Annotated in this window: 22 protein-coding genes and 3 tRNA genes; 13 read left to right on the top strand and 12 right to left on the bottom strand. The window is 57.5% G+C overall.

What is annotated here, in order from left to right:
* Positions 1-168 precede the first annotated feature (168 nt).
* The gene (locus OS189_RS02780; protein ID WP_267165746.1) at positions 169-942 is read left to right on the top strand and encodes a VPLPA-CTERM sorting domain-containing protein; all 774 of its coding nucleotides are present in this window, start codon (positions 169-171) and stop codon (positions 940-942) included.
* Between the two features lie 421 nt (positions 943-1363).
* Here the strand turns inward: OS189_RS02780 and prfB are convergent, their stop codons facing one another.
* The 4 genes from prfB to OS189_RS02760 form a co-directional block, all read right to left on the bottom strand.
* Positions 1364-2488, bottom strand: a complete 1125-nt coding sequence (prfB, locus tag OS189_RS02775; RefSeq protein ID WP_267166058.1) for a peptide chain release factor 2 — start codon at positions 2486-2488, stop codon at positions 1364-1366.
* A gap of 112 nt (positions 2489-2600) precedes the next feature.
* Positions 2601-5144 (bottom strand): penicillin-binding protein 1A, encoded by a 2544-nt coding sequence (locus tag OS189_RS02770; RefSeq protein WP_267165745.1) that lies wholly within the window; start codon positions 5142-5144, stop codon positions 2601-2603.
* Between the two features lie 138 nt (positions 5145-5282).
* A complete protein-coding gene (locus OS189_RS02765; protein WP_267165744.1) occupies positions 5283-6500 on the bottom strand; it encodes an N-acetylmuramoyl-L-alanine amidase in 1218 nt (405 codons plus the stop codon).
* 77 nt (positions 6501-6577) lie between these two features.
* Positions 6578-7720 carry a pyridoxal phosphate-dependent aminotransferase gene (locus tag OS189_RS02760; protein ID WP_267165743.1) on the bottom strand — a complete coding sequence of 381 codons (1143 nt, stop codon included), beginning with the start codon at positions 7718-7720 and terminating at the stop codon, positions 6578-6580.
* Between the two features lie 24 nt (positions 7721-7744).
* On the opposite strand from OS189_RS02760, the gene OS189_RS02755 reads away from it, so the two are divergent.
* Together OS189_RS02755 and OS189_RS02750 are read left to right on the top strand one after the other, a co-directional pair.
* A complete protein-coding gene (locus OS189_RS02755; protein WP_267165742.1) occupies positions 7745-9076 on the top strand; it encodes a M48 family metalloprotease in 1332 nt (443 codons plus the stop codon).
* A 7-nt stretch (positions 9077-9083) separates the two neighbouring features.
* Positions 9084-9827 carry a DsbA family protein gene (locus OS189_RS02750; RefSeq protein ID WP_267165741.1) on the top strand — a complete coding sequence of 248 codons (744 nt, stop codon included), beginning with the start codon at positions 9084-9086 and terminating at the stop codon, positions 9825-9827.
* Positions 9828-9868: 41 nt separating this feature from the next.
* Here the strand turns inward: OS189_RS02750 and OS189_RS02745 are convergent, their stop codons facing one another.
* Entirely contained in the window at positions 9869-10741 is an 873-nt protein-coding gene (locus tag OS189_RS02745) for a glycosyltransferase family protein (RefSeq protein ID WP_267165740.1), read from the bottom strand.
* Between the two features lie 78 nt (positions 10742-10819).
* On the opposite strand from OS189_RS02745, the gene OS189_RS02740 reads away from it, so the two are divergent.
* On the top strand, positions 10820-11623 hold the full coding sequence (locus tag OS189_RS02740) for a hypothetical protein (RefSeq protein ID WP_267165739.1): 804 nt from the start codon (positions 10820-10822) through the stop codon (positions 11621-11623).
* 43 nt (positions 11624-11666) lie between these two features.
* Here OS189_RS02740 and OS189_RS02735 read toward each other — a convergent pair.
* From OS189_RS02735 to OS189_RS02710, 6 genes are all read right to left on the bottom strand, one after another.
* Positions 11667-11743: transfer RNA gene (locus OS189_RS02735), tRNA-Asp, on the bottom strand.
* Positions 11744-11852: 109 nt separating this feature from the next.
* Positions 11853-12173: a hypothetical protein gene (locus OS189_RS02730; RefSeq protein WP_267165738.1), complete on the bottom strand. Its 321-nt coding sequence runs from the start codon at positions 12171-12173 to the stop codon at positions 11853-11855.
* 128 nt (positions 12174-12301) lie between these two features.
* Positions 12302-12378: transfer RNA gene (locus OS189_RS02725), tRNA-Asp, on the bottom strand.
* A gap of 54 nt (positions 12379-12432) precedes the next feature.
* Positions 12433-12508, bottom strand: a tRNA-Val gene (locus tag OS189_RS02720).
* 41 nt (positions 12509-12549) lie between these two features.
* Positions 12550-13125, bottom strand: a complete 576-nt coding sequence (locus tag OS189_RS02715) for a histidine phosphatase family protein (RefSeq protein ID WP_267165737.1) — start codon at positions 13123-13125, stop codon at positions 12550-12552.
* Between the two features lie 139 nt (positions 13126-13264).
* Entirely contained in the window at positions 13265-13597 is a 333-nt protein-coding gene (locus OS189_RS02710; protein WP_267165736.1) for an HU family DNA-binding protein, read from the bottom strand.
* Between the two features lie 25 nt (positions 13598-13622).
* Here OS189_RS02710 and OS189_RS02705 point away from each other — a divergent pair, with 25 nt between their 5' ends.
* Positions 13623-13826, top strand: a complete 204-nt coding sequence (locus OS189_RS02705) for a hypothetical protein (RefSeq protein ID WP_267165735.1) — start codon at positions 13623-13625, stop codon at positions 13824-13826.
* Positions 13827-13863: 37 nt separating this feature from the next.
* Complete coding sequence (locus tag OS189_RS02700; RefSeq protein ID WP_267165734.1) at positions 13864-14046, top strand: hypothetical protein; 183 nt, start codon at positions 13864-13866, stop codon at positions 14044-14046.
* Positions 14047-14149: 103 nt separating this feature from the next.
* Here OS189_RS02700 and lon read toward each other — a convergent pair whose 3' ends face one another.
* Entirely contained in the window at positions 14150-16561 is a 2412-nt protein-coding gene (gene lon, locus OS189_RS02695; RefSeq protein ID WP_267165733.1) for an endopeptidase La, read from the bottom strand.
* Positions 16562-16891: 330 nt separating this feature from the next.
* Here lon and pcaF point away from each other — a divergent pair, with 330 nt between their 5' ends.
* The 7 genes from pcaF to OS189_RS02660 are packed head-to-tail and all read left to right on the top strand — an operon-like array spanning position 16892 to position 22253.
* Positions 16892-18100 carry a 3-oxoadipyl-CoA thiolase gene (pcaF, locus tag OS189_RS02690; RefSeq protein ID WP_267165732.1) on the top strand — a complete coding sequence of 403 codons (1209 nt, stop codon included), beginning with the start codon at positions 16892-16894 and terminating at the stop codon, positions 18098-18100.
* A gap of 46 nt (positions 18101-18146) precedes the next feature.
* A complete protein-coding gene (gene paaA / locus OS189_RS02685) occupies positions 18147-19139 on the top strand; it encodes a 1,2-phenylacetyl-CoA epoxidase subunit PaaA (protein WP_267165731.1) in 993 nt (330 codons plus the stop codon).
* On the top strand, positions 19139-19615 hold the full coding sequence (locus OS189_RS02680; protein ID WP_267165730.1) for a DUF3291 domain-containing protein: 477 nt from the start codon (positions 19139-19141) through the stop codon (positions 19613-19615). Before paaA ends, OS189_RS02680 begins: the two co-directional genes overlap by 1 nt.
* 5 nt (positions 19616-19620) lie before the next feature.
* Positions 19621-19965, top strand: coding sequence for a 1,2-phenylacetyl-CoA epoxidase subunit PaaB (paaB, locus tag OS189_RS02675; protein WP_267165729.1), 345 nt, complete (start codon positions 19621-19623; stop codon positions 19963-19965).
* Positions 19965-20723 carry a 1,2-phenylacetyl-CoA epoxidase subunit PaaC gene (gene paaC, locus OS189_RS02670; RefSeq protein ID WP_267165728.1) on the top strand — a complete coding sequence of 253 codons (759 nt, stop codon included), beginning with the start codon at positions 19965-19967 and terminating at the stop codon, positions 20721-20723. The genes paaB and paaC overlap by 1 nt, the downstream gene beginning before the upstream one ends.
* A complete protein-coding gene (gene paaD, locus OS189_RS02665) occupies positions 20720-21178 on the top strand; it encodes a 1,2-phenylacetyl-CoA epoxidase subunit PaaD (protein WP_416237438.1) in 459 nt (152 codons plus the stop codon). The genes paaC and paaD overlap by 4 nt, the downstream gene beginning before the upstream one ends.
* 7 nt (positions 21179-21185) lie before the next feature.
* Positions 21186-22253 (top strand): 2Fe-2S iron-sulfur cluster-binding protein, encoded by a 1068-nt coding sequence (locus tag OS189_RS02660; RefSeq protein WP_267165727.1) that lies wholly within the window; start codon positions 21186-21188, stop codon positions 22251-22253.
* The last annotated feature ends 4 nt before the right edge of the window (positions 22254-22257 follow it).

The following is a 22257-nucleotide window of genomic DNA, read 5'->3' as shown; positions in this document are numbered from 1 at the left end:
CAGTCAATGGCTTTACGTTCGCACCTTTCTGCGCGGGTTAGATCAAGGTCAGATAAGATTTGCGCCCTCATGGCGGGAAAAGCGATGTGCCCTCTGAAAAACGAATGTGTTAATTTTATGTCCGTTGTGTTAAGCTTCATACTTATTATTTAGGCGAGGAGAAATATTATGAAGAATCTTGTTTTAGGTTGTACTATATCACTGTTGCTTCCCGTGGCTGCACACGCGGCAACAGTAGATTTGTCTGGATGGACCTCCGAAGAAGGCAATGGTAGTCCGGCGGCAAGCTGGGGTGTTCAGGGCGTTAGTAACGACTCTGTATTTCAAAGTGTGAATTCCAGGCCATCTGTGTTCTTCAATCCTGGCTCGAATGATCAGGGGTTGGCGTTGGCTGGTGATATCACTGTCGAGACAACTGCGGATGACGATTACATCGGTTTCGTTCTAGGATATAACAATGGTGAATTTAGTAGCGCCAATGCCGATTTCTGGCTGATCGACTGGAAGCAAGGCAATCAGCCATTTGGTGGGCAAGATGGTCTTGCAGGCTTGTCGCTTAGTCATGTTACAGGAAATGTTGGCGCTGCTAGCGAAGTGGATTTCTGGGGACATAGCGGTGTCGTCAACGAAGTGAAACGCGCTGGGACTCTGGGATCGACAGGTTGGGGTAACAACGTTACGAACTCGTTTGAGTTGATATTCACCTCCACTTTGATTGAAGTAAAAGTGAATGGCACAACAGAGCTTTCGTATGGTGGCGCGTTTACTGACGGGTCGTTTGGGTTCTACAACTACTCTCAATCGAGTGTTCGGTATGCTGGCATCACTGAGGACGTGGCACCTCCACCAATTAACCCTGTACCGCTTCCGGCAGGTCTTCCGCTGTTGTTGGCAGGTCTCGGGGGACTGGGGCTGATTTCTCGACGCAAACGCTCCTCCTAAATCTTTACCAAGACTACTTTCCAATAGGCCACCCAATCGGGTGGCCTATTTTTGTTTGGCCCTTTTGCCGTGTGACCACCTAAGACACTAACATCACGCTTTGAACAGCACTTGAGGCTGCAACAAATGGCCGCTATTCAAGTTTGTAGTTTTCAGCTGGGCTGCCGCACTGTTTGTCGCCCTGCTGACATTTGTCGCTACGGACGTTTGACCAATGACGGTGGTTCGATAACGCCAGCAGAAGCGGTCATTAGTTAACAACGCGAGCAACTGGCACTTTGGGCTCTTTGCCGACTTTCTCGGCATCCGCGCACGGCTCTAAGAGCGACCGTATCTAACTCTCAATGTCTGAAATACACATTCCGTAAGTGTTATTCGTAAGGGGATGATCCTCTGCCAAACATCGACTATCAGCCTGCCCTTATTCGCCCTGCGCCTGTGCGCGGCTTTTGCCGGATACGGCTTGCGCCAGTGTCGCTCCCATCAAGCCGTCCAGATCACCGTCCAGCACACCTTTGGTGTCCGATGTCTCATAGCCGGTGCGCAGGTCTTTCACCATCTGGTAAGGCTGGAGAACATAGCTTCGGATCTGGTTGCCCCAGCCAGCGTCACCTGCGTTTTCATGCACTTCGTTTACCAGCGCGCTGCGTTTATCAAGCTCCATCTGATAGAGGCGGCTTTTGAGAGCTTTCATAGCAATATCACGGTTTTGGTGCTGGGATTTTTCCGAACTTGTCACAACAATCCCCGTGGGGGCGTGAGTAATGCGCACTGCCGAATCGGTGGTGTTTACGTGCTGGCCCCCTGCCCCTGACGAGCGATACGTATCGATACGGATGTCGCTCGGGTTCACCTCGATTTCGATGTTGTCATCCACCACCGGATAGACCTTTACCGAGGTAAACGACGTGTGCCGTTTGGCTGCTGAATCGAATGGCGAAATACGCACCAGACGGTGCACACCGCTTTCGGATTTCAACCAACCGTAGGCGTTATGGCCACTAATCTTGTACGAGGCGGATTTGATCCCCGCCTCTTCTCCGGCGCTTTCGGATTGCAATTCAACGGTGTAGCCCTTTTTCTCGGCCCAGCGGATATACATCCGCGCCAGCATACTGGCCCAATCGCAAGATTCGGTGCCGCCAGCGCCGGAGTTGATTTCGATGAACGTGTCGTTTGCATCCGCCTCACCGTCCAGCAGCGCCTCAAGCTCTTTTTGCGCGGCGGTTTTGGCCAGTGCAAACAATGCGGTTTCCGCCTCGGTCACGACTTCGGCGTCGTCTTCCATCTCGCCCAGCTCGATCAGATCGATATTGTCTTGCAGGTTTGTCTTGATGCCATCGTAGGTCGCCATCGCATCGACCAGTGCCTGACGGTCGCGCATCAGCTTTTGCGCCGCCGCGGGATCGTCCCACAAGGTCGGGTCCTCGACGCGCGCGTTGAATTCTTCCAGCCGGTAAGGCGCCGTTTCGACGTTCAGCCGCTGGCCCAACAGGTCCAGTGATTTGCGGATTTTATCAACGGTGCTTTGTACTTCTGCGCGCATAATCTGTCCCGAAATGAAAAAGCGGCCCCCGCGTTCGCGCAGGGCCGCCCATGTGATAGACCAGCGCCACAGCCGCCACAAGGCATCCGCTGGCGTTTCGCCCATGCAGTGCTTAGTACAACCCGCCCGAGCTTAGCGTGCCGAACCCGGCTTTTGGACCTACGATGGCTTTTTTGCCGGTGGAAGTGGTCACTTCCCTGGCATTTTTCCCGCCGATTTCTTCTACCAGTGGCAGGTCGGCGCCCATGGCGAAACCACCATCAAAGGTAATGCCGAAGTTGATGAACTCGCCTTCACGGAAACACTCGGAAACGACATTGCTGCCCGACGCATTGGAACTGAGGCGCGCACCGGTGAAACGGTCGATCTTGATAAATTCACACTCTTCCGGCGCGCGGAATTTCCCGCCCCCGTATTTTTCTACGGCCTTGGACATAAACCGCTGGAACACAGGGCCGCACATGCCACCCCCCGAGGCACCACGGCCCAAGCTGCGGGGCTGGTCATAGCCGATGTAGCAGCCCGCCACGATGTTTGAGGTGAAGCCGACGAACCATACATCTTTTGCATCGTTTGTGGTGCCTGTTTTACCTGCGGTGGGCACACTTAGATTGACAGTTTTGCGCGCGGTCCCGCGATCCACAACACCTTTCATCATCGACGTAAGCTGATAGGCAGTGACCGCATCCATCACCCGCTCGCGGTTGGAGGTAATGCGCGGCCCCTGACCGGCCGCCAGCGAGGGCAAATTGCAATCTTCGCAAATGCGATTGTCATGTTTGTACACCGTGCGCCCGTAACGGTCCTGCACCCGGTCCACCAGTGTGGGTGTCACACGTTCGCCCCCGTTGGCAAACATCGCATAAGCAGCAACCATCTGGTAAAGCGTGGTTTCTTGCGATCCCAGTGCGTTGGCCAGAACCGGCGACAGGTTTTCGTAGACGCCGAACCGTTCTGCGTAATCGCCGACCACGTTCATGCCAACCTCTTGCGCCAGACGGATTGTCATCAGGTTGCGTGACTGTTCGATCCCTGTGCGCAGCGGTGTCGGACCATAATAGCGGTTGGACGAGTTTTTAGGCCGCCATACACCTTGTGGTGTGTTGATCTCGATCGGGGCGTCGACAATAATTGTCGCAGGAGTATAGCCACTGTCCAGTGCAGCGGCAAAAACAAACGGCTTAAAGCTTGATCCGGGCTGGCGTTTGGCCTGTGTTGCGCGGTTGAAGACCGAAGCCTGATACGAAAATCCGCCCTGCATCGCGATCACGCGGCCCGTGTTGACGTCCATCGCGACAAAACCACCCTGCACCTCGGGCACCTGCCGCAATGTCCAGCGGATGAATGATCCGTCACCATCTGCCACCATGCGCCGCACCAGTACAACTTCGCCGACCCTGACTAGATCGCCTTTCGCGCCCAGCTTGCCGGTTTCAAGCCGCCTGCGCGCCCATGACATATCCTTTGGCGGTACCCAATTGCCGCCTTCGGCTGTTTCGACGCTTTCGATGCCCAGTCGCGCACCCATTTCAGAAACCTCCAGCACCACGGCGGGGAACCATTGCGTTTCCAGTGTGATGTCGCGCGGCACACGAATGTCGCTCAACGCTTCACGCCATGTCGCCTCGTCTGCCAAGGCGGCTTCGGGCAGCGTTTCACCGGTGGGGCGCCACACGCCGCGGCTGCGGTCATATTGTTCCAACTGGCGGCGCAGAGCATCGGCGGCGATAGGCTGCATTTCGTTGTCGATGGTGGCGCGGACCGTCAGACCGCCGGTAAAAAACTTGCCCTCGCCAAAATCTTCGGACAGTTGGCGGCGGATTTCATCAGTGAAGTAGTCACGCGGCGGCAGATCGGCCTTGAAGCTTTCGAAATCTCCGTTCTGAACCGAGCGCAGCGGCATTTCACGCTCCTGCACATAGGCCGCTTCGGTAATATAGCCGTTTTCCTTCATTTCCCGCAGCACAAAGTTGCGGCGCGCCAGCAGACGATCCTTACGGCGAACAGGGTGATAATCAGAGGGTGCTTTGGGCAGGCTGGCCAGCATCGCGGCTTCGTGGGGGGCAAGCTCGCTCAGGGTTTTGTTAAAATAGGTCTGGCTGGCTGCTGCTACGCCATAGCTGTTCTGGCCCAGAAAAATCTCGTTCATGTAGAGTTCGAGGATTTTCTCCTTGTCGAGCGTTTCTTCGAGGCGCGCAGCAAGAATGATTTCCTTGATCTTGCGTTCGGCGCGGCGGTCACCGGACAACAGGAAGTTCTTCATCACCTGCTGTGTGATTGTCGAGGCGCCACGCACATCCCTGCCGCGTGATTTCACCGCATCAATTGCCGCCGCACCGATGCCGCGCAGATCATACCCGTCGTGTTCGTAAAAATTCTTGTCCTCTGCCGAAATAAACGCCTGTTTGACCAGATCGGGGATCGTATCGGCAGGCGCGAAAAGACGGCGTTCCTTGGCAAATTCATCAATCAGGCGGCCCTGCCCCGAATAGATCCGGCTGATCGTCGGCGGCGCGTAGGAGGCAAGAGATTCGTGGCTGGGCAGATCGCGTCCGTACATCCAGAAAATTGCGCCGATCGTTAACGCCACCATGCCCACAGACATGGTAAGAGTGGTAAAAATACCCCCCAGAAAAGACAGGATGATCCGAAACACGCGCGACAGCTCCCTACATGGCTGCTTGAATTGCTTTCCCTATACGCGCAATGGTGCAAATGGTCAAAAGGCAAGCGCGGGGAATAAAGGCGAAACGCCGCCTAAATTTCGGGGCTTAGGCTGTCATTCCCAACCCGGCTATTGCCGCACAAGCGCTGCGCGCGCCGCATCCTCGTCGCGCCAGTCCAGCACCGCCTGCGCAATCCCCTCTGCCATGCCTTTGCGCCAGATCGGATCGCTGATGTTTGCCAGATCACGCTTTGAGCTGAGAAAGCCGATTTCGATCAGAACCGAGGGGATATCGGCAGATTTAAGTACCGAAAAACCCGCTTCCCGCAGCGGTTTGCGGTTCATCGGGCCACCTGCCTTGGCCATTCCTTGCGCCAGCATCTTCGCAAGTGCGCGCGAACGCGGTTCCGTTTCCTGTCGGGCCAGATCAAGCAACACCTGCGCGACCTGATCATCCGATCCGGTCAGGTCAGCCCCCGCAATAATGTCGGAACGGTCATGGCGCGCGGCCAAATGCTCGGTCGCGGCGTCACTGGCAGCGTCTGACAGGGTATAGACGGTCGCCCCTTTTGCGCCGCCTTGACTGAGAACATCCGCATGCAGCGAGATGAACAGATCACCCTCAACCTGATGGGCGATTGCAACGCGTGTTTCCAGCGCGACAAAGTAATCGTCGTCGCGCGTCAGCACCACATCGACACCGGAACGGCGCAACGCATCGGCAAGAGTGCGGGCAAAGCCCAGCATCAATTGTTTTTCCGTGGTATCTTCACGCTCGGCGCCGGGGTCGATACCTCCATGGCCGGGGTCAAGCACCACAGTAAAGCGGTCATCCGCCTTGCGCTTTGGCGCGGGAGCTTTCAGAAACGCAGGCGTCCAGTTTGGGTCTTCGGGCGCACCTGATTGTTCCGCGAATTCCTCGGCGCCTACGGTTTTCAATGAAATTTCCAGCGTAGCGCGCCCCGAGTTCGGATCGACAGGCATCCCGATTTGCTGCGGCAACATCGGCTCTGCCATGTCAGCGACCAGTCGCGACCAGCCGGGTTGAAACGCGCCGAAACGCAAGCCGGAAATACGGCTGCCCTCCTCGCCCAACAGATCGGCGGCGCGCGCGGTGCTGAAATCGACTTCGCGAAAATCGACCACAAGTCGCGCGGGCGCGTCCAGCGTGAACACGCGGAACGGCACCCCCTGACTGAGGGCAAGCACGATTTCGGTGCGCCCCCACCAGCCGTCTTCAATCCGGCTGGCAGCGGGATCAACACGGGCCAGTGCGGTCAAATCCTGCGCCGCCACATGAGACGTGAGGTGTAACGCGCAGACAAGGCTAAATAAAAATCGTTTCATCACTGCTCCGGCCACGGTTTAATCATGCGGCGCTTTGGGCGATGCATACCACTCAAAACCGCCCCCGGTCCAGCGGTTCAGCGCGCCGCCATAAACGCCGCCAGCCGCTCCAGCCCCTCGCGGATGTCCGCAGTGCTGCGCGCATAGGAAAACCGCAGCGTTGTGTGCCCACGTGCCGGATCGAAATCCAGCCCCGGCGTGACGGCAACGCCTGCCTTGTCCAGAATTTCAGCGGCAAGCGCGCGACTGTCGTTGGTGATTTCGCTTACGTCGGCATAAACGTAAAATGCCCCGTCCGGCGGTGCGATCCGGTTGAACCCTGCTTTCGGCAAGCCATCCAGCATCAGCGCGCGGTTGGCGCGGTACACATCCATATTCGCCTCAAGCTCGACCGTGCAGTCCATCGCGGCCAGTGCGGCCACCTGACTGGCGTGGGGCGCGCAGATGAACATATTCTGCGCGATCCGCTCCACCACCCGCACCTGATCGTCCGGCACCACCATCCAGCCGACCCGCCAGCCGGTCATGGAGAAGTATTTCGAGAAGCTGTTGATCACGTAGCACTCGTCTGTAACCTCCAGCGCGGTAACCGCCTTTTTCTCATACTCGACCCCGTGATAAATCTCGTCCGAGATAAAGGATGCGCCGGTATCGTGACATGCACCGATCAGCGCGGACATCGCGGGTTTGTCCAGCATCGTCCCTGTCGGGTTGGACGGGGAGGCAACCATAAGCCCCTGCAAGTCCATGCCTGCAAAATCTTGCGGCACAGGCTGATAGCGGTTCTCGGCAGCGGTGGGCAGATCGACAGGCACCATCCCCAGCGCGCCGAGGATCTGGCGATAGCTGGGATACCCCGGCGCGCCGATGCCGACACGATCTCCGCTGTCAAACAACGCGGTAAAGGCAAGGATGAAACCGCCCGACGATCCCGACGTGATAACCACGCGGTTCGGGTCCAGATCGACATTATACCACTCGCCATACATACGTGCGACACGTGCGCGCAGTTCGGGCAGCCCCAGCGCCACGGTATAGCCAAGCGGACCGGCATCCATTGCCGCGCTCAACGCCTTGGCTGCGCCCTTTGGCGCACCTGTTCCGGGCTGGCCGACCTCCATATGGATAATGTGGCGGCCCTGCGCTTCGGCGCGGGTGGCGGCCTGCATCACGTCCATCACAATAAAGGGATCAACCTCGGACCGGCTTGAATTCCGCATGTCTGCACTCCTACACTGGCATTTATGCGCTTTCACCTGATCCGCCTTGCCCCGTCAATAGCTGCGATGCTGCTCGCCGCCCTTCTTGCCCTTCCCGTGCAGGCCGCAAACCTGTTGCGCGATGCGGATATGGAACATGCCCTGAAACAGATCGCCGCACCTGTGCTGCGCGCGGCAGGGCTGAACCCCAACCGCGTCAAGGTGCTGGTGGTGGATGAAGGCACGCTGAACGCTTTTGTTGTCAGTAATGATGCGATTTTTGTGCATTACGGGCTGATCACCAAAATGCAAAACGCGGCCATGCTGCAAGGGATCATCGCCCATGAGGCCGCGCATATCGCAAACGGACATATCGCGCGGCGGCTGGGAAATATGGCCAATGCGCGCACCATTTCGGGGCTTGGCCTTGCGCTGGCGGCGGCAGCGGCGGCATCGGGCAACAGCAAAGCCGCAGGCGGCATCGCAATCGGCACATCCAGCTCTGCCAAACGCGCATTTCTGGGCCACACAAGAGCCGAGGAAGCATCGGCCGATCAATCCGGCATTCGCTACATGAAGGCGGCAGGCGCATCGCCCCAAGGGCTACTGGACGCGCTAAAGATTTTTGCCGGTCAGGAAACGCTGAGTGTGGGCCGCCAGGACCCCTATATGCGCTCGCACCCGCTGAGCCGGGATCGCGTGCGTGCGGTGGCGGGGTTTGTGGCAAGCTACGGCACCCTGCCCGCTGATCCTGCGGCTGAATACTGGTTTGCCCGCCTTCAAGGCAAGATCACAGCGTACAAACGCGCGCCCAGCTGGACCTTGCGGCGGCTAAAATCGGAACCCTATGCAGATGTGCGCGCTCTGCGCGAAGCAGTGGCGCAGCATCGCAATTCGCGCACCAAAAAGGCGCTGGCAGCGATTGATCGCGCCATTTCTGCCCGTCCGGGTGATCCGTTCCTGCGTGACCAGAAAGCGCAGATACTGCTAGAAACCCGCAATTTTGCGGCCGCCGCACAAACCTATGCCGCTGCTGTCAAACGCGCACCCAATGATCCGCTGGTTCTGTCGGGGTATGGTCGCGCGCTGCTGGCCAGCGGCCAGATAAAAACCACGCTTGGCGTGTTGGAAAAATCGCGGCGGCAGGATTTCCGCGACGGGTCCATGCTGCGTGATCTGGCGACCGCCTATGCCAAAACCGGACAGACCGGCATGGCCACCCTGATCACCGCCGAACGTTATGCGCTGGCCGGACGGCTGAAAGATGCCGGAATTCATGCCCAACGCGCATCTGGTCTGCTGGCACAGGGCTCCGGCCCTTGGCAGCGGGCCCAAGATGTGTTGATTGCGTCCCAACGTGCTGCAAAACGAAAGTGAGCCAACTATGAAACGCCTTCTTGCCACCACTGCGCTGCTGGGTGCCCTCGCCACCGGCACCTCTGCTGCCGATCTCAAAGAGATGACCGACGAGGAGCGCGCCCTGTTTCGCGCGGAAGTACGCGCCTATCTGTTTGAAAATCCCGAAGTGATTATGCAGGCGGTTGAAATCCTGCAAAACCGCGAAGCGCAAAATCAGGCGCAGGCCGATATCGATCTGGTCACGCAACACGCGGGTGCGATCTTTGACGACGGATATTCTTGGGTTGGTGGCAACCCCGAGGGTGATATCGTGCTGGTTGAATTCCTTGATTACCGCTGCGGCTATTGCAAGCGCGCGCATGGCGAAGTGGCCGAATTGTTGGAAACCGACGGCGACATCAAACTGATCGTAAAAGAACTGCCCATCCTGGGCGATGCCTCCGTGCTGGCCTCACGCTTTGCGGTGGCTGTGAAACAGGTTGCAGGCGGCGACAGCTATAAATCCGTAGGCGATGCGCTTATGAGCTTTCAGGGCGATATCACCCTGCAATCCCTGCGCAGGCTGGGCAATACCTTTGGGCTGGATATGGACGCGATAGAAGCGCGGATGGACAGCGATGAAGTCACCGCTGAAATCGCGCAAACGCGCGAACTGGCGGGCAAACTGGCCATTTCCGGCACGCCTACCTTTGTTATGCAGGACGAATTGCTGCGCGGTTATCTGCCGCTGGACCAAATGCAGGCGCTGGTGGCCGAAAAACGCGATTGAATAGAGCGACAGGTCTGGCCATCTGTTGCCTGCCCTGCCGCCTAGATCACACCGATAAACCGTTCCGGCAACTGATACTGTGTATCAAAGGCGGGGCGGTTGAATTCGTAAAATCCGGTATCGCCGCGTGGTTTGAATGATCGCTGCATCCGCTTGCGCATAAAGCCCAGATCAAAGCCGTCCTCAAGCTTCAGGTCTGAAAACGCCTCGAATACTTCGCGATCCTCACCGCGCGCGGCCCCGAACCAATGGCGCCCGATCGACGTGCCCTTGATATCGTCACCCATACTCTGCGTTATCGAATTACGCCGATCCATCGCACCAGCATATTGCGAGAAATCGCAGAACTTCAGATGAAACAGATATAGATCATCCGGCGTGTGCAATTTGGGATATTGTGTAAAATGCCCGCCGCGTGCAATTTTGGCCGGTGCGGACACAACGCAGGGTTTGGAGTAATGCGGCGCAGGGCGCACATAGCGGCGCGGCCCGATGATGTGATCCGTGATCTCCTCGGGTTCAATGTCGACACGGTGGATCACCTCCAGCCCCAGCGGGGTCAGAATGCGTTTTTCCGGTGCATCTTCAAGGTATTGCAACAGGTTCTTGCCACTGGCAGGATCAACGACAACCAGTTCATCCACATCGCCCACAATTACGTGACGGTAATATTTACGCAGGCCGCCCACAAGATTGTTGAGCAAACCCCAGCGTTTCACATCGAAATTCTTGTGCGGATCACCGGGGATGCCGATGATGTTGCACCCAACCGCCAGTTCGGCCACTTCCGCACCGTAGCCGTGGTTGATCACATAACAATTTTGACGGCCAAACAGATCGCCATAATGCCTTAACCACGCCTTCAGAAAAAATGCGTCGTCGCGCACCATTGTTACCGCGGCAACTGTCTGCATGCCTCTTCCTTCTTTTCTTTCCCCGCCAAATTCATCACACTGCGGAGTGCACATGCAGTTAGCCGCGAGAGACGCAAGATGACAATGGTCCACGCCCCCGACCCCTCAGGTTTTAGCGATTTCTTGGGGGTTTTGTCTGCTGATATGGCAAAAACAGGCTGGCATTTTCATAAATCGACCGATGGGCCGTTCGACAGGTTTCAGGTACTGGGCGAGCGCGGCTGCGGCACCAACATCATCCGCAAGACAGTGCAGGACGCCCTTCAGATCAAACGCACAGAAGCGTTGGGATGGAAACACGGTGTCCCCGCCATGATCGCCCTGCCGCCAACGTTTCTCACCATCTGTGCTGTGCGCGCGCCGCAGAAATGGGCCCACTCGCTCTACAAACGTCCGTGGCATGCCGCCCCTTCTATGCAATCGCTCGGATTTCAGGACTTTCTGCGCAGCCCGTGGCATTCCTATGTGGACAAGCTGGGCCATTTCGACGGGATCGCGCCGCGCCTTCATCCGCTTGGCGAAGAATTGCAGTGGGACCGCCATCCGGTAACAGGCGCACGGTTTGAAAACATCTTTGCCATGCGCAATCTGAAACACCGTGCTCTACTAGGCTTGCCTGAACGGGGGGCGTCCGTGGTGTATGTCTCGCTTGATGCGTTCAATGCAGCGCCCGAGGCGTTTCTCGACGATCTTGCCGCTACTTTCGGCCTGTCGTTCACGGCGCAGGGCTATACCCCTGTTGGCCGCCGAATGGGCAACCGCTGGACCGCCGCCGTAGCAGACCGCGCTCCTGCCCCAGACACATGGGACCCCGCTGACATCGAGTGGATGCACAGCCAGCTTGATCCGCAGATCGAAGCCGGGTTTGGTTTCATGCCCTGAAATGCAAAAAGGCCCCCTAAAGGGAGCCTTTTGAAAGCAGCGGTGGCGCGGTTGACGGGACTCGAACCCGCGACCCTCGGCGTGACAGGCCGATACTCTAACCAACTGAGCTACAACCGCCCACTGCATCCCCGCCAGCGTATGCCGCCGAGGTGTCTGTGCGGGATATTGCAACCACCCCAACGGGTCAAGAGGTTAGTTTGCTTGTGACGACATTTCTTTGCAGCGGCTATTTGAACAGGTTGTCGCGCGCTGCGCCGCTTGTGGCTTCCGCGGGGATACGCACCGGCACACCCAGTCCCTTGCGTGGTCCTTCGTCTTTGTCCTCAGGATCCGCCATCAACATAATTGCCACGGCGAACTGCACACCGGCAAATACGATCCCGTTCAGCACCCAGAACACAATCACGGCCAGTATGCCGATGTCTGATGTGCTGATAAGATGCCACAGGTTGGCCACGTTGAACCACATAATCGCCCCTGTAAACACAGCAGCGAGTCCAAAGCCGATGATGCAATTTTTGATATAGAAACGGATAAGTTCCGGCATAATTTGCCTCCTTCTCACTAATCTAAGGATAGACCATCGCCGCGCCTGTTCAAGTTATGTCTTGCAATCGGCAGGAAATAGCCCTGTGCGGGCAACGATAATAGAAGGTTTGAGAAGTGTTGTGAAAGTGGCGCGGTTGACGGGGCTCGAACCCGCGACCCTCGGCGTGACAGGCCGATACTCTAACCAGCTGAGCTACAACCGCGCGATAGAGTGCCTCCGGTTCGGAGGATATGTATCTTCTCCCGATAAGGGAGAATGGTGGGTCGTGAGAGGCTCGAACTCCCGACATCTTCGGTGTAAACGAAGCGCTCTACCAACTGAGCTAACGACCCGATAGCGGCGGTTTAGTCAAAGATTTCAGCTATGGCAAGCCTCATTCGAGACGTTTTTGCAGAGAATTTTTCAAGTGGTACACAACACCCTGTCCACCCCCCATATTTGCAACGCCTGCGCGCCCTTTACCTGTCACGATTGCGCGGATCATCCGCGATGTAATTCCATGCGTCACCAATACGGCGGGGCCGGTAAGACTGTCCAGAAAACCCATACAGCGTTGCTCCAGCGCGGCGAATCCCTCGCCCCTTGGTGCATCCTCGTAAAGCTCCAGCGCACCGTCCGGTCCGTCGATATATGGTTTGCCGATCAATAGATCGCTGCGCAATTCTCCGGCCCAGTCGCCCACCCCGATTTCGCGCAGGCGCTCATCAGTATGCAGCTCCGCCACCTGCCCCGCCAGGGCAATTGCTGCGGTTTCAAACGCGCGGCCCTGCGGACTGCTGAGAATCACAAATTCTGCAAGCGACTTCGACTGCATGATCTGCCCCTGCCGGATCGCCTGCTGGCGGCCCACCTCTGTCAGCGGAGAATTCAGCCCGCCCTGCATACGCCCTTGCGCGTTCCACTCTGTTTCACCGTGGCGCAGCACGTATAGCTCGGGGTAATTCGGCACGTGAGAGCCTCTATCTGATGGGGAAATAAGAGTGGTCTGGCAATTGGCGCGCGCCTGACAACCCGATCACACCACCACCGGACAAGCCGCTCCGGCAGTGATGGGATCTGTCAATCAGGGAAACCGTAGCTGCCGTGCATTATTCGGCAGCGGGCAGAATCGATGGATTCGACTCGGGAGTATCCGGCGTTGCATTCAACTTTGCTGATTTCTGGCGCAGCTTCAGAACCAATGCGCGCCCGTCAGCCAATTCTTTACCGCGTTGGACTTTCATCTTGCCCAAGGGCTGCAAGTTCATCTCGCGCTGCTCGGCCAGTGCATCCCCCAACACGGCAAGCATGGCTTCGACAACGGGCTTCACGTCCTTTTTCTTCATGCCGGAACGCTCAACCACCAGATCAAACAGCTCTTTCTTGCGCAGCTCGTTGCTGACGACAACGGGAGAAAGGGTATCAACAACAGCAGGTTGCACCGGTGCCCCCTTTGGAGTGCTTGAGGTGTCGATACCTGTTACCGCAGCGGCCTGTGGCGCTTGCGAATTCAGTTTCGAGGTCGATGATTTTGACGAAGACGATTTTGACGTCGATTTGGACGAACGTGGCATGGATTTTCCTGCTCTTTCACTCAAGGTTTGTTTTTTCTTTTCACGTTATATCGTTCCTACGCAAAAATCCAGCCACCTTGACGTGCGCAACATTTAGAGGGAAACAGAGCGCTCAACACTAACTGGGGTATAACATGAAGATCATTACAACTTTGCTGGCCTTGGCTGCCTTCACCACTGCTGTATCCGCCGGTTCGCTGGCGGATCCGATTATCGAAGCGCCGGTGATCGTTCAGGAAGCATCAAGCTCCAGCAGCGGAACTGTCACAGTCGCGCTTCTGGCACTGCTGATGGCATTGCCAATCCTCACAGACTGATCCTAATAACGATCCGGCCCCGCCCCTGCCAGGGTGAGGGCCTTTGAAATGCAAAAAGCCCCGCAGTCAATTGCGGGGCTTTCTGTTTCAGAATGTCGGGTGATCAATGCGCTGTAGCGCTGTCACCTTGACCTGATTTGGCTGCCAACGCCGCGGCTGCTGCGGCTTCTTCGGCGGCTTCGTCCCATTCAACTGCAACCGGTTCGGATACCAGCGCGTGCTTCAACACTTCGGAGACGTGTTTAACAGGAATGATCGTCAGCCCCTCTTTCACATTGTCAGGGATTTCGGCCATGTCTTTTTCGTTCTCCTGCGGAATCAGCACGGTCTTGATGCCGCCACGCAGCGCCGCCAACAGTTTTTCCTTCAAACCGCCGATAGGCATTGCATTACCGCGCAGCGATACCTCGCCGGTCATCGCGATGTCCTTGCGAACAGGGATCTTCGTCAGAACCGATACAATCGAGGTGACCATTGCCAGACCGGCACTTGGCCCGTCCTTCGGGGTTGCCCCGTCGGGGACGTGCACGTGGATGTCGATCGTGTCGAACACCGGCGGCTTGACACCAAGGCTCGGGCTGATCGAGCGTACATAAGAACTGGCCGCATCGATGCTTTCTTTCATAACATCGCCGAGTTTACCCGTGGTCTTCATCCGCCCCTTGCCCGGCAGGCGCAGCGCTTCGATGTGCAACAGCTCTCCGCCGACAGAAGTATAGGCAAGCCCAGTCACAACACCAATCTGGTTTTCTTCTTCGGCCAGACCATAGCGATGCTTTTGCACGCCCAGGAATTCATGAAGGTTATCGCCCGTCACTGTGACAGTTTCGACCTCCTTGCGGATGATCTTGGTCAGCGCTTTGCGCGCAACCTTGGCGATTTCACGCTCAAGATTCCGCACCCCTGCTTCGCGGGTGTAATAGCGGATCATGCCTGTCAGCGCAGAATCCTCGATCGAGAATTCTTTGGCTTTCAAGCCGTGGTTCTTGATCTGCTTTTGCACCAGATGTTGCTTGGCAATCTCGCGCTTTTCGTCCTCGGTGTAGCCCGACAGCGGAATAATCTCCATCCGGTCCAGCAACGGCCCCGGCATGTTATAGCTGTTGGACGTAGTCAGGAACATCACGTTCGAAAGGTCGTATTCAACCTCCATGTAGTGATCCACAAATGTGGAGTTCTGTTCCGGATCAAGCACTTCAAGCATCGCGGAAGCCGGATCACCACGGAAATCCTGCCCCATCTTGTCGATCTCGTCGAGCAGGATGAGCGGGTTTGTGGTTTTCGCCTTTTTCAGCGCCTGAATGATCTTGCCGGGCATGGAGCCGATATAGGTGCGGCGGTGACCACGGATTTCACTCTCGTCGCGCACGCCACCGAGGCTGATGCGGATAAATTCGCGCCCCGTTGCTTTGGCCACAGATTTACCAAGCGATGTTTTACCCACACCCGGTGGGCCGACCAGACACATAATCGGGCCTTTCATCTTGGTTGAGCGTTGCTGAACGGCCAGATATTCCACAATCCGTTCCTTGACCTTCTCCAAGCCATAGTGATCCGCATCAAGGATCGCCTCAGCCTTACCGAGATCCTTTTTCACGCGCGACTTCACGCCCCACGGGATGGACAGCATCCAGTCGAGATAGTTGCGCACAACGGTTGCCTCCGCAGACATCGGGCTCATGTTTTTGAGCTTTTTGATCTCTGCATCGGCTTTTTCGCGCGCCTCTTTGGACAGCTTCGTCTTTGCGACCCGCTCTTCCAGTTCGGCAACCTCGTTCTTACCGTCTTCGCCGTCGCCCAGTTCGTTCTGGATCGCTTTCATCTGTTCGTTCAGATAATACTCGCGCTGGGTCTTCTCCATCTGGGTTTTCACGCGGGTCTTGATCTTTTTCTCGACCTGCAACACAGACATTTCGCCCTGCATCAGCCCATAAACCTTTTCAAGGCGGTCAGACACGCTCAGCGTTTCGAGCAGGTCCTGCTTTTGCTCGACCTCGATACCCAGATGCCCCGCAACCAGATCGGCAAGGCGCGCGGGATCGGTGGCTTCACCCACAGCGCTCAACGCTTCTTCGGGGACGTTCTTTTTCACCTTGGCATAGCGCGCAAATTCCTCACCGACAGAGCGCAACAGCGCCTCGGTTGTCGCCGCATCGCCAGGTATCTCTGTCAGATACTCTGCACGGGCTTCGAAGAAGTTGTCGTTTTCAAGGTATTCGGTGATGCGCACACGCGCCTGACCCTCAACAAGCACTTTCACGGTGCCATCGGGCAGCTTCAGCAATTGCAGCACATTCGCCAGCACACCGGCTTTGAAAATGCCGTCGCTGTCGGGGTCGTCGACACCGGGGTCGATCTGGCTGGACAGCAGGATTTGCTTGTCGTCGGCCATTACTTCTTCCAGCGCGCGCACCGATTTGTCGCGCCCTACAAAAAGAGGCACGATCATGTGGGGAAATACGACGATATCGCGCAATGGCAGTACCGGATAACTCGCGTTCAGAGGCTCTTGCATGCTCTATTCCTTATCTTGGCAAAGCGGCGCCTGTCCCTCATCGAGGCAACATTTGGACCGCTTCCTGTATGGGTAGGTTACTTGGGCATCTTGCCCGCCTGTTTCAATGGTGGGGCGCTTTGTACGCTCCGTTTTCCTTAACATGGCGCGAAGGCGTATGTTCGGCAACCGCGTATTGTTATGTGTTTGTCAGAAATATGGTCTTGTTGGCAGATTTCAACATTTGTGTTACGTTATGCATCCCATATTCACCCAGTGTGTAACATAATCATTGATCCGTGCGATGCCCCGCGCTACCATTCGACCGGAAAACTTATCAGGAGATCTCACATGGCCGATGCCTTTATCTGCGACGCGGTGCGCACCCCCATCGGGCGCTATGGCGGCGCCCTATCACCGGTGCGTACCGATGATCTGGCGGCGGCACCATTGGCAGCGCTCATGGCACGCAACCCCGATGTCGATTGGGCGCGCATTGACGATGTCGTTATGGGCTGCGCCAATCAGGCGGGCGAAGACAACCGCAACGTGGCGCGCATGGCCGCATTGCTCGCGGGTCTGCCCGTCGATGTGCCCGGAATTACCGTAAACCGTCTGTGTGCGTCAGGATTGGATGCTGTCGGAACCGCCGCGCGCGCCATCCGCGCAGGTGATATGGATCTGGCCATTGCCGGCGGCGTAGAGAGCATGAGCCGTGCGCCGTTTGTCATGCCGAAAGCCGAAACCGCATTTGGCCGCAACAACGCCGTCTATGATACAACCATCGGCTGGCGGTTTGTTAACAAAAAAATGAAAGAGCAATTCGGCGTCGATTCGATGCCCGAAACCGCGGACAATGTGGCCGATGATTACGGCGTCAGCCGCGAGGATCAGGACGCCTTTGCCCTGCGCAGCCAGCAACGCTGGGCTGCTGCGGATGCCGCGGGTGTTTTCGAACAGGAAATCGCGCCCGTCACGATTCCGCAGCGCAAGGGCGATCCAAAGATCGTTGACCGTGACGAACACCCCCGCCCCCAAACAGACGCCGCCGCGCTGGCCAAGTTGCGCGGCATTAATGGGGCGGACAAAACGGTCACCGCAGGCAACGCATCGGGTGTAAACGATGGTGCGGCGGCAATGCTGATCGCATCCGAAGCGGCCGCATCGCAACACGGCCTGAAGCCGATGGCGCGGGTGGTGGCAATGTCAGCCGCAGGTGTGGCACCCCGTATAATGGGCATCGGGCCGATCCCGGCGGCGGAAAAGGTGCTGAAGCGTGCTGGCCTGACCATTGATCAGATGGACGTGATCGAACTGAACGAGGCGTTTGCATCGCAAGGGATTGCGACCCTGCGCGCGCTGGGTGTGGCCGATGATGCGCCCCACGTAAACGCCAACGGCGGCGCAATTGCCATCGGCCATCCGCTGGGCATGTCGGGCGCGCGTCTGGTGCTGACAGCGGCCTATCAGTTGCAGCGCACGGGCGGACGGTATGCCCTGTGTACGATGTGTGTCGGTGTCGGTCAGGGTGTCGCGCTGATCCTTGAGCGCGTTGACTGAGCCGACCAACGCTGGACCACTGCCATTTTTGAAAGGGATTTAGACAATGTACGCACAGATGATCAAATCGACCGGCCAAGGTGTTAAAACTCGGGAAGAAATGGACCCGCAGGAGCGCGCATTTCAGGAGCGGATCGACGCGGGCGGCAAGATCGAGCCGAAGGACTGGATGCCTGAGGGCTACCGCAAGAACCTGATCCGTCAGATCGGGCAGCACGCCCACAGTGAAATCGTGGGCCAGCTCCCCGAGGGCAACTGGATCAGCCGCGCCCCCACGCTTGAACGCAAGGCGATCCTGCTGGCCAAAGTGCAGGACGAGGCGGGCCATGGTCTGTACCTTTACTGCGCGGCGGAAACGTTGGGCATCACCCGCGACGAGATGTTCGAGGCGCTGAACGAAGGGAGGATGAAATATTCGTCGATCTTCAACTATCCGACCCTGACATGGGCCGACATGGGCGCTGTCGGCTGGCTGGTGGATGGTGCCGCGATCATGAACCAGGTGCCGCTGCAACGCACGTCCTATGGCCCATACGCGCGCGCCATGGTGCGGATCTGCAAAGAGGAATCGTTTCACCAGCGGCAGGGCTTTGACATCATGATGAAGATGTGTGCCGGCACGGACGCGCAGAAAAAGATGGCACAGGATGCGCTGAACCGCTTCTGGTATCCGTCACTGATGATGTTCGGACCGTCCGACAAAGACAGCGTCCATTCCGCGCAATCCATGGCGTGGAAAATCAAGATGAACACCAATGACGAGCTGCGCCAGAAATTTGTAGACCAGACCGTGCCGCAGGCCGAATATCTCGGCCTGACCGTTCCCGATGCCACACTTGCGTGGAACGATGAAAAAGGCGGCTATGATTTTGCCGAACCGGACTGGACCGAATTCTTTGACGTTCTCAAAGGCAACGGCCCCTGCAACGTGGACCGTTTGAGCACCCGCAAAAAGGCGTGGGAAGACGGCGCATGGGTGCGCGACGGTATGCTGGCGCACGCCGCGAAAAAGCGCGCTGCCAAAATGGCGGCTGAGTAATGTGTCTGGCAGATAACAACATCGCGCATCTGACCCACCCGATAGATTACCCCGCTGTGGCGGGGTTCACAGACTATCTGGAACGCGTCGATGGCATCGCGGAGCGGATGGAGGGATTTATCTGGCACTATGTTGATTCCAGCGGCAACGCCACGGATACGCAGATCGGTGATGATCCCAGGGTGATCGTCAACCTGTCTGTGTGGCGTGATGTGGCCGCATTAAAACGGTTTGTCTGCGAAACGTTGCACAAGCAGTTCTATGCCAACCGTGACAAATGGTTTCAGGCGATGGACCGGATGGGATTTGCCATGTGGCGGATCGACGAGGACCACCACCCCGACATCAGCGAAGCGCAGGCGCGACTTGATCACGACAATGCACACGGTTCCAGCGATCACGTTTTCGGGTGGGACCACCTTCAGGATGCAACACAATGGCGCAGCGCACGGTGCGCGCCCCTCGCAGCGGAGTAATACACATGAGCAGCCCTGCCCCCTCGGCCTACGATAAAACAGCGGCCCCGAAACCCGAGCCCAAGCGCACAGGTGAATGGCCCCTCTTCGAGGTATTCATCCGCGGCCAGCACGGGCTTTCACACCGTCATGTCGGATCATTGCACGCCCCTGACGCCGCCATGGCAATCAAGAATGCGCGCGATGTGTACACCCGCCGCAACGAAGGTGTCAGCATCTGGGTGGTAGAGGCCGCATCCATTCATGCCTCTGCCCCCGGTGACAAAGAGGCGTTGTATGATCCTGCCAATGACAAGGTATACCGCCACCCCACATTTTTTGACGTGCCTGACGAAGTGGGTCATATGTAATGCCACAGGATGCGCTGTTTCAAACCCTGCTGCGGCTGGGGGATAATACACTTGTGCTGGGTCACCGCGTATCGGAATGGTGCGGTAAGGCACCCGTGTTGGAAGAAGACATTGCACTGGCCAACACTGCGTTGGACCTGATCGGGCAGACGCAGATGTGGCTTGGCTACGCTGCCGAGGTTGAGAGCGCGGGACGCAGCGCCGATGATCTGGCGATGCTGCGCGATGTTTGGGATTTCCGCAATATCCTGATGGTCGAGCGCCCGAATGGTGATTTCGGCCATACCATAATGCGCCAGTTCCTGTTTGATGCATGGCACCGCCCGTTGCTGGCGGCGCTTGCGCAATCCAACGATCACAGGATAGCCGAAATCGCGGCCAAAGCCGTCAAGGAAGCAACCTATCACCTTGAGCGCTCTGCCGAAACGGTGATCGCACTGGGCGATGGTACCGAGCAAAGCCATGCAAGAATGCAGGACGCGTTGACCCTGCTGTGGCCCTACGTTGGCGAGATGTTCGAAAGCGACGAAGTCGACGCGCAGATGGCCGCCACCGGTGTTGTCCCTGCCCCTGAAACGCTGAAAGATAGCTGGATGCAGACTGTGCGCGCCACTCTGATAGAGGCGACGCTGGCCATCCCCGAAGACGAATTTGCCCATAAAGGGGGCCGCACAGGCGTGCGCCATACCGAACATCTGGGCCACATGCTGACGCAAATGCAGTGGCTGCAACGGGCCTATCCCGGTGCCAACTGGTGAAACCCGATGTGCAAACCGTCTGGGGCTGGCTCGATAAAGTGCCCGACCCCGAAATTCCGGTGATATCGGTGGTTGATCTGGGCATCATCCGTGATGTGATCTGGGACGGAGACACGCTGGAAGTCGCGATCACGCCCACATATTCGGGCTGTCCTGCCACCAGCATCATCAATCTGGACGTTGAAACCGCGCTGCGCGATCATGGCGTAGACAAAATCCGCCTGAAAATGCAGCTTTCGCCGCCATGGACCACCGACTGGCTGTCCGCCAAAGGTGCGGCAAAGCTGGAAAGCTACGGCATCGCGCCGCCCTCGCCTGCGGGTGGACCATCACACTGCCCCCGATGCCGCTCGAGCGATCTGCAGAAAGTCAGCCAGTTCGGATCGACCCCCTGCAAGGCCCATTGGCGCTGTCTCAGCTGTCTTGAACCTTTCGACTATTTCAAATGTATCTGAGGATTTTATGGCGCGTTTCCACCCTCTGACGGTAACCGATATTCACAAAACCATCCGCGACGCCGTGGTCGTCAGTCTTGCGCCGCCCGAGGGGGGCGCATTCGACTTTATCCAGGGCCAGTACCTGACGTTCCGCCGCGCGTTCGACGGCGAAGAACTGCGCCGCAGCTATTCGATCTGCGCGGGGCTGGATGATGGCACCTTGCAGGTGGGAATCAAACGGGTGGACGGCGGTGCCTTTTCCACCTGGGCAAACGAGGAGCTGAAAATCGGCGACACGCTCGAAGCGATGCCGCCGATGGGCAATTTCCACTCCACACTCGACGCGGACGCACACCGCCATTATCTGGGCTTTGCCGGCGGGTCGGGGATCACGCCTGTGTTGTCAATCCTGCGCACGGTGCTGACGCGGGAGCCGAATTCACGCTTCACGCTGGTCTATGCCAACCGCGCAGTGAACACGATCATGTTCCGTGCCGAGCTTGAAGATCTGAAAAATACCTACATGGGCCGTGTGAATGTCATTCATGTGCTGGAGGCAGACGCGCAGGACATTGACCTGTTCACCGGTCTTGTGGATACGGAAAAATGCGCCCAACTGTTCAGCCGCTGGATTGATATCACGTCGGTCGATACCGCGTTTATCTGCGGCCCGGAGCCGATGATGCTGGGCATCGCCGCTGCGCTACGCGACCACGGTCTTGACGAGGACCAGATCAAATTCGAACTGTTCGGGGCCTCGCAACAGGGGCGCGCCAAGAAGGCCGCGATCACTGCAAGTGCTGCACAATCGGGCGCCACAACACAGGCAACCGTCCGGATGGATGGTGCCACCCGCAGCTTTAGTATGCCGCGTGACATGAGCCTGCTTGAAGCCGCGCTCGAAAACGCCGTGGATGCGCCGTTTGCCTGCAAGGCCGGTGTCTGTTCGACATGCCGCGCCCGGGTGACCGAAGGCGAGGTCGAGATGCTGACCAATCACGCGCTGGAAGACTATGAAGTTGCGGCGGGATTTGTTCTGTCGTGCCAGTGCTATCCGCTGAGCGATACGGTGAAATTCGACTATGACCACTAAGGGT

The sequence above is a fragment of the Sulfitobacter sp. F26169L genome, assembly GCF_026410285.1.
Classification (GTDB): Bacteria; Pseudomonadota; Alphaproteobacteria; order Rhodobacterales; family Rhodobacteraceae; genus Sulfitobacter.
This window is presented reverse-complemented; position numbering and strand designations above follow the sequence as displayed.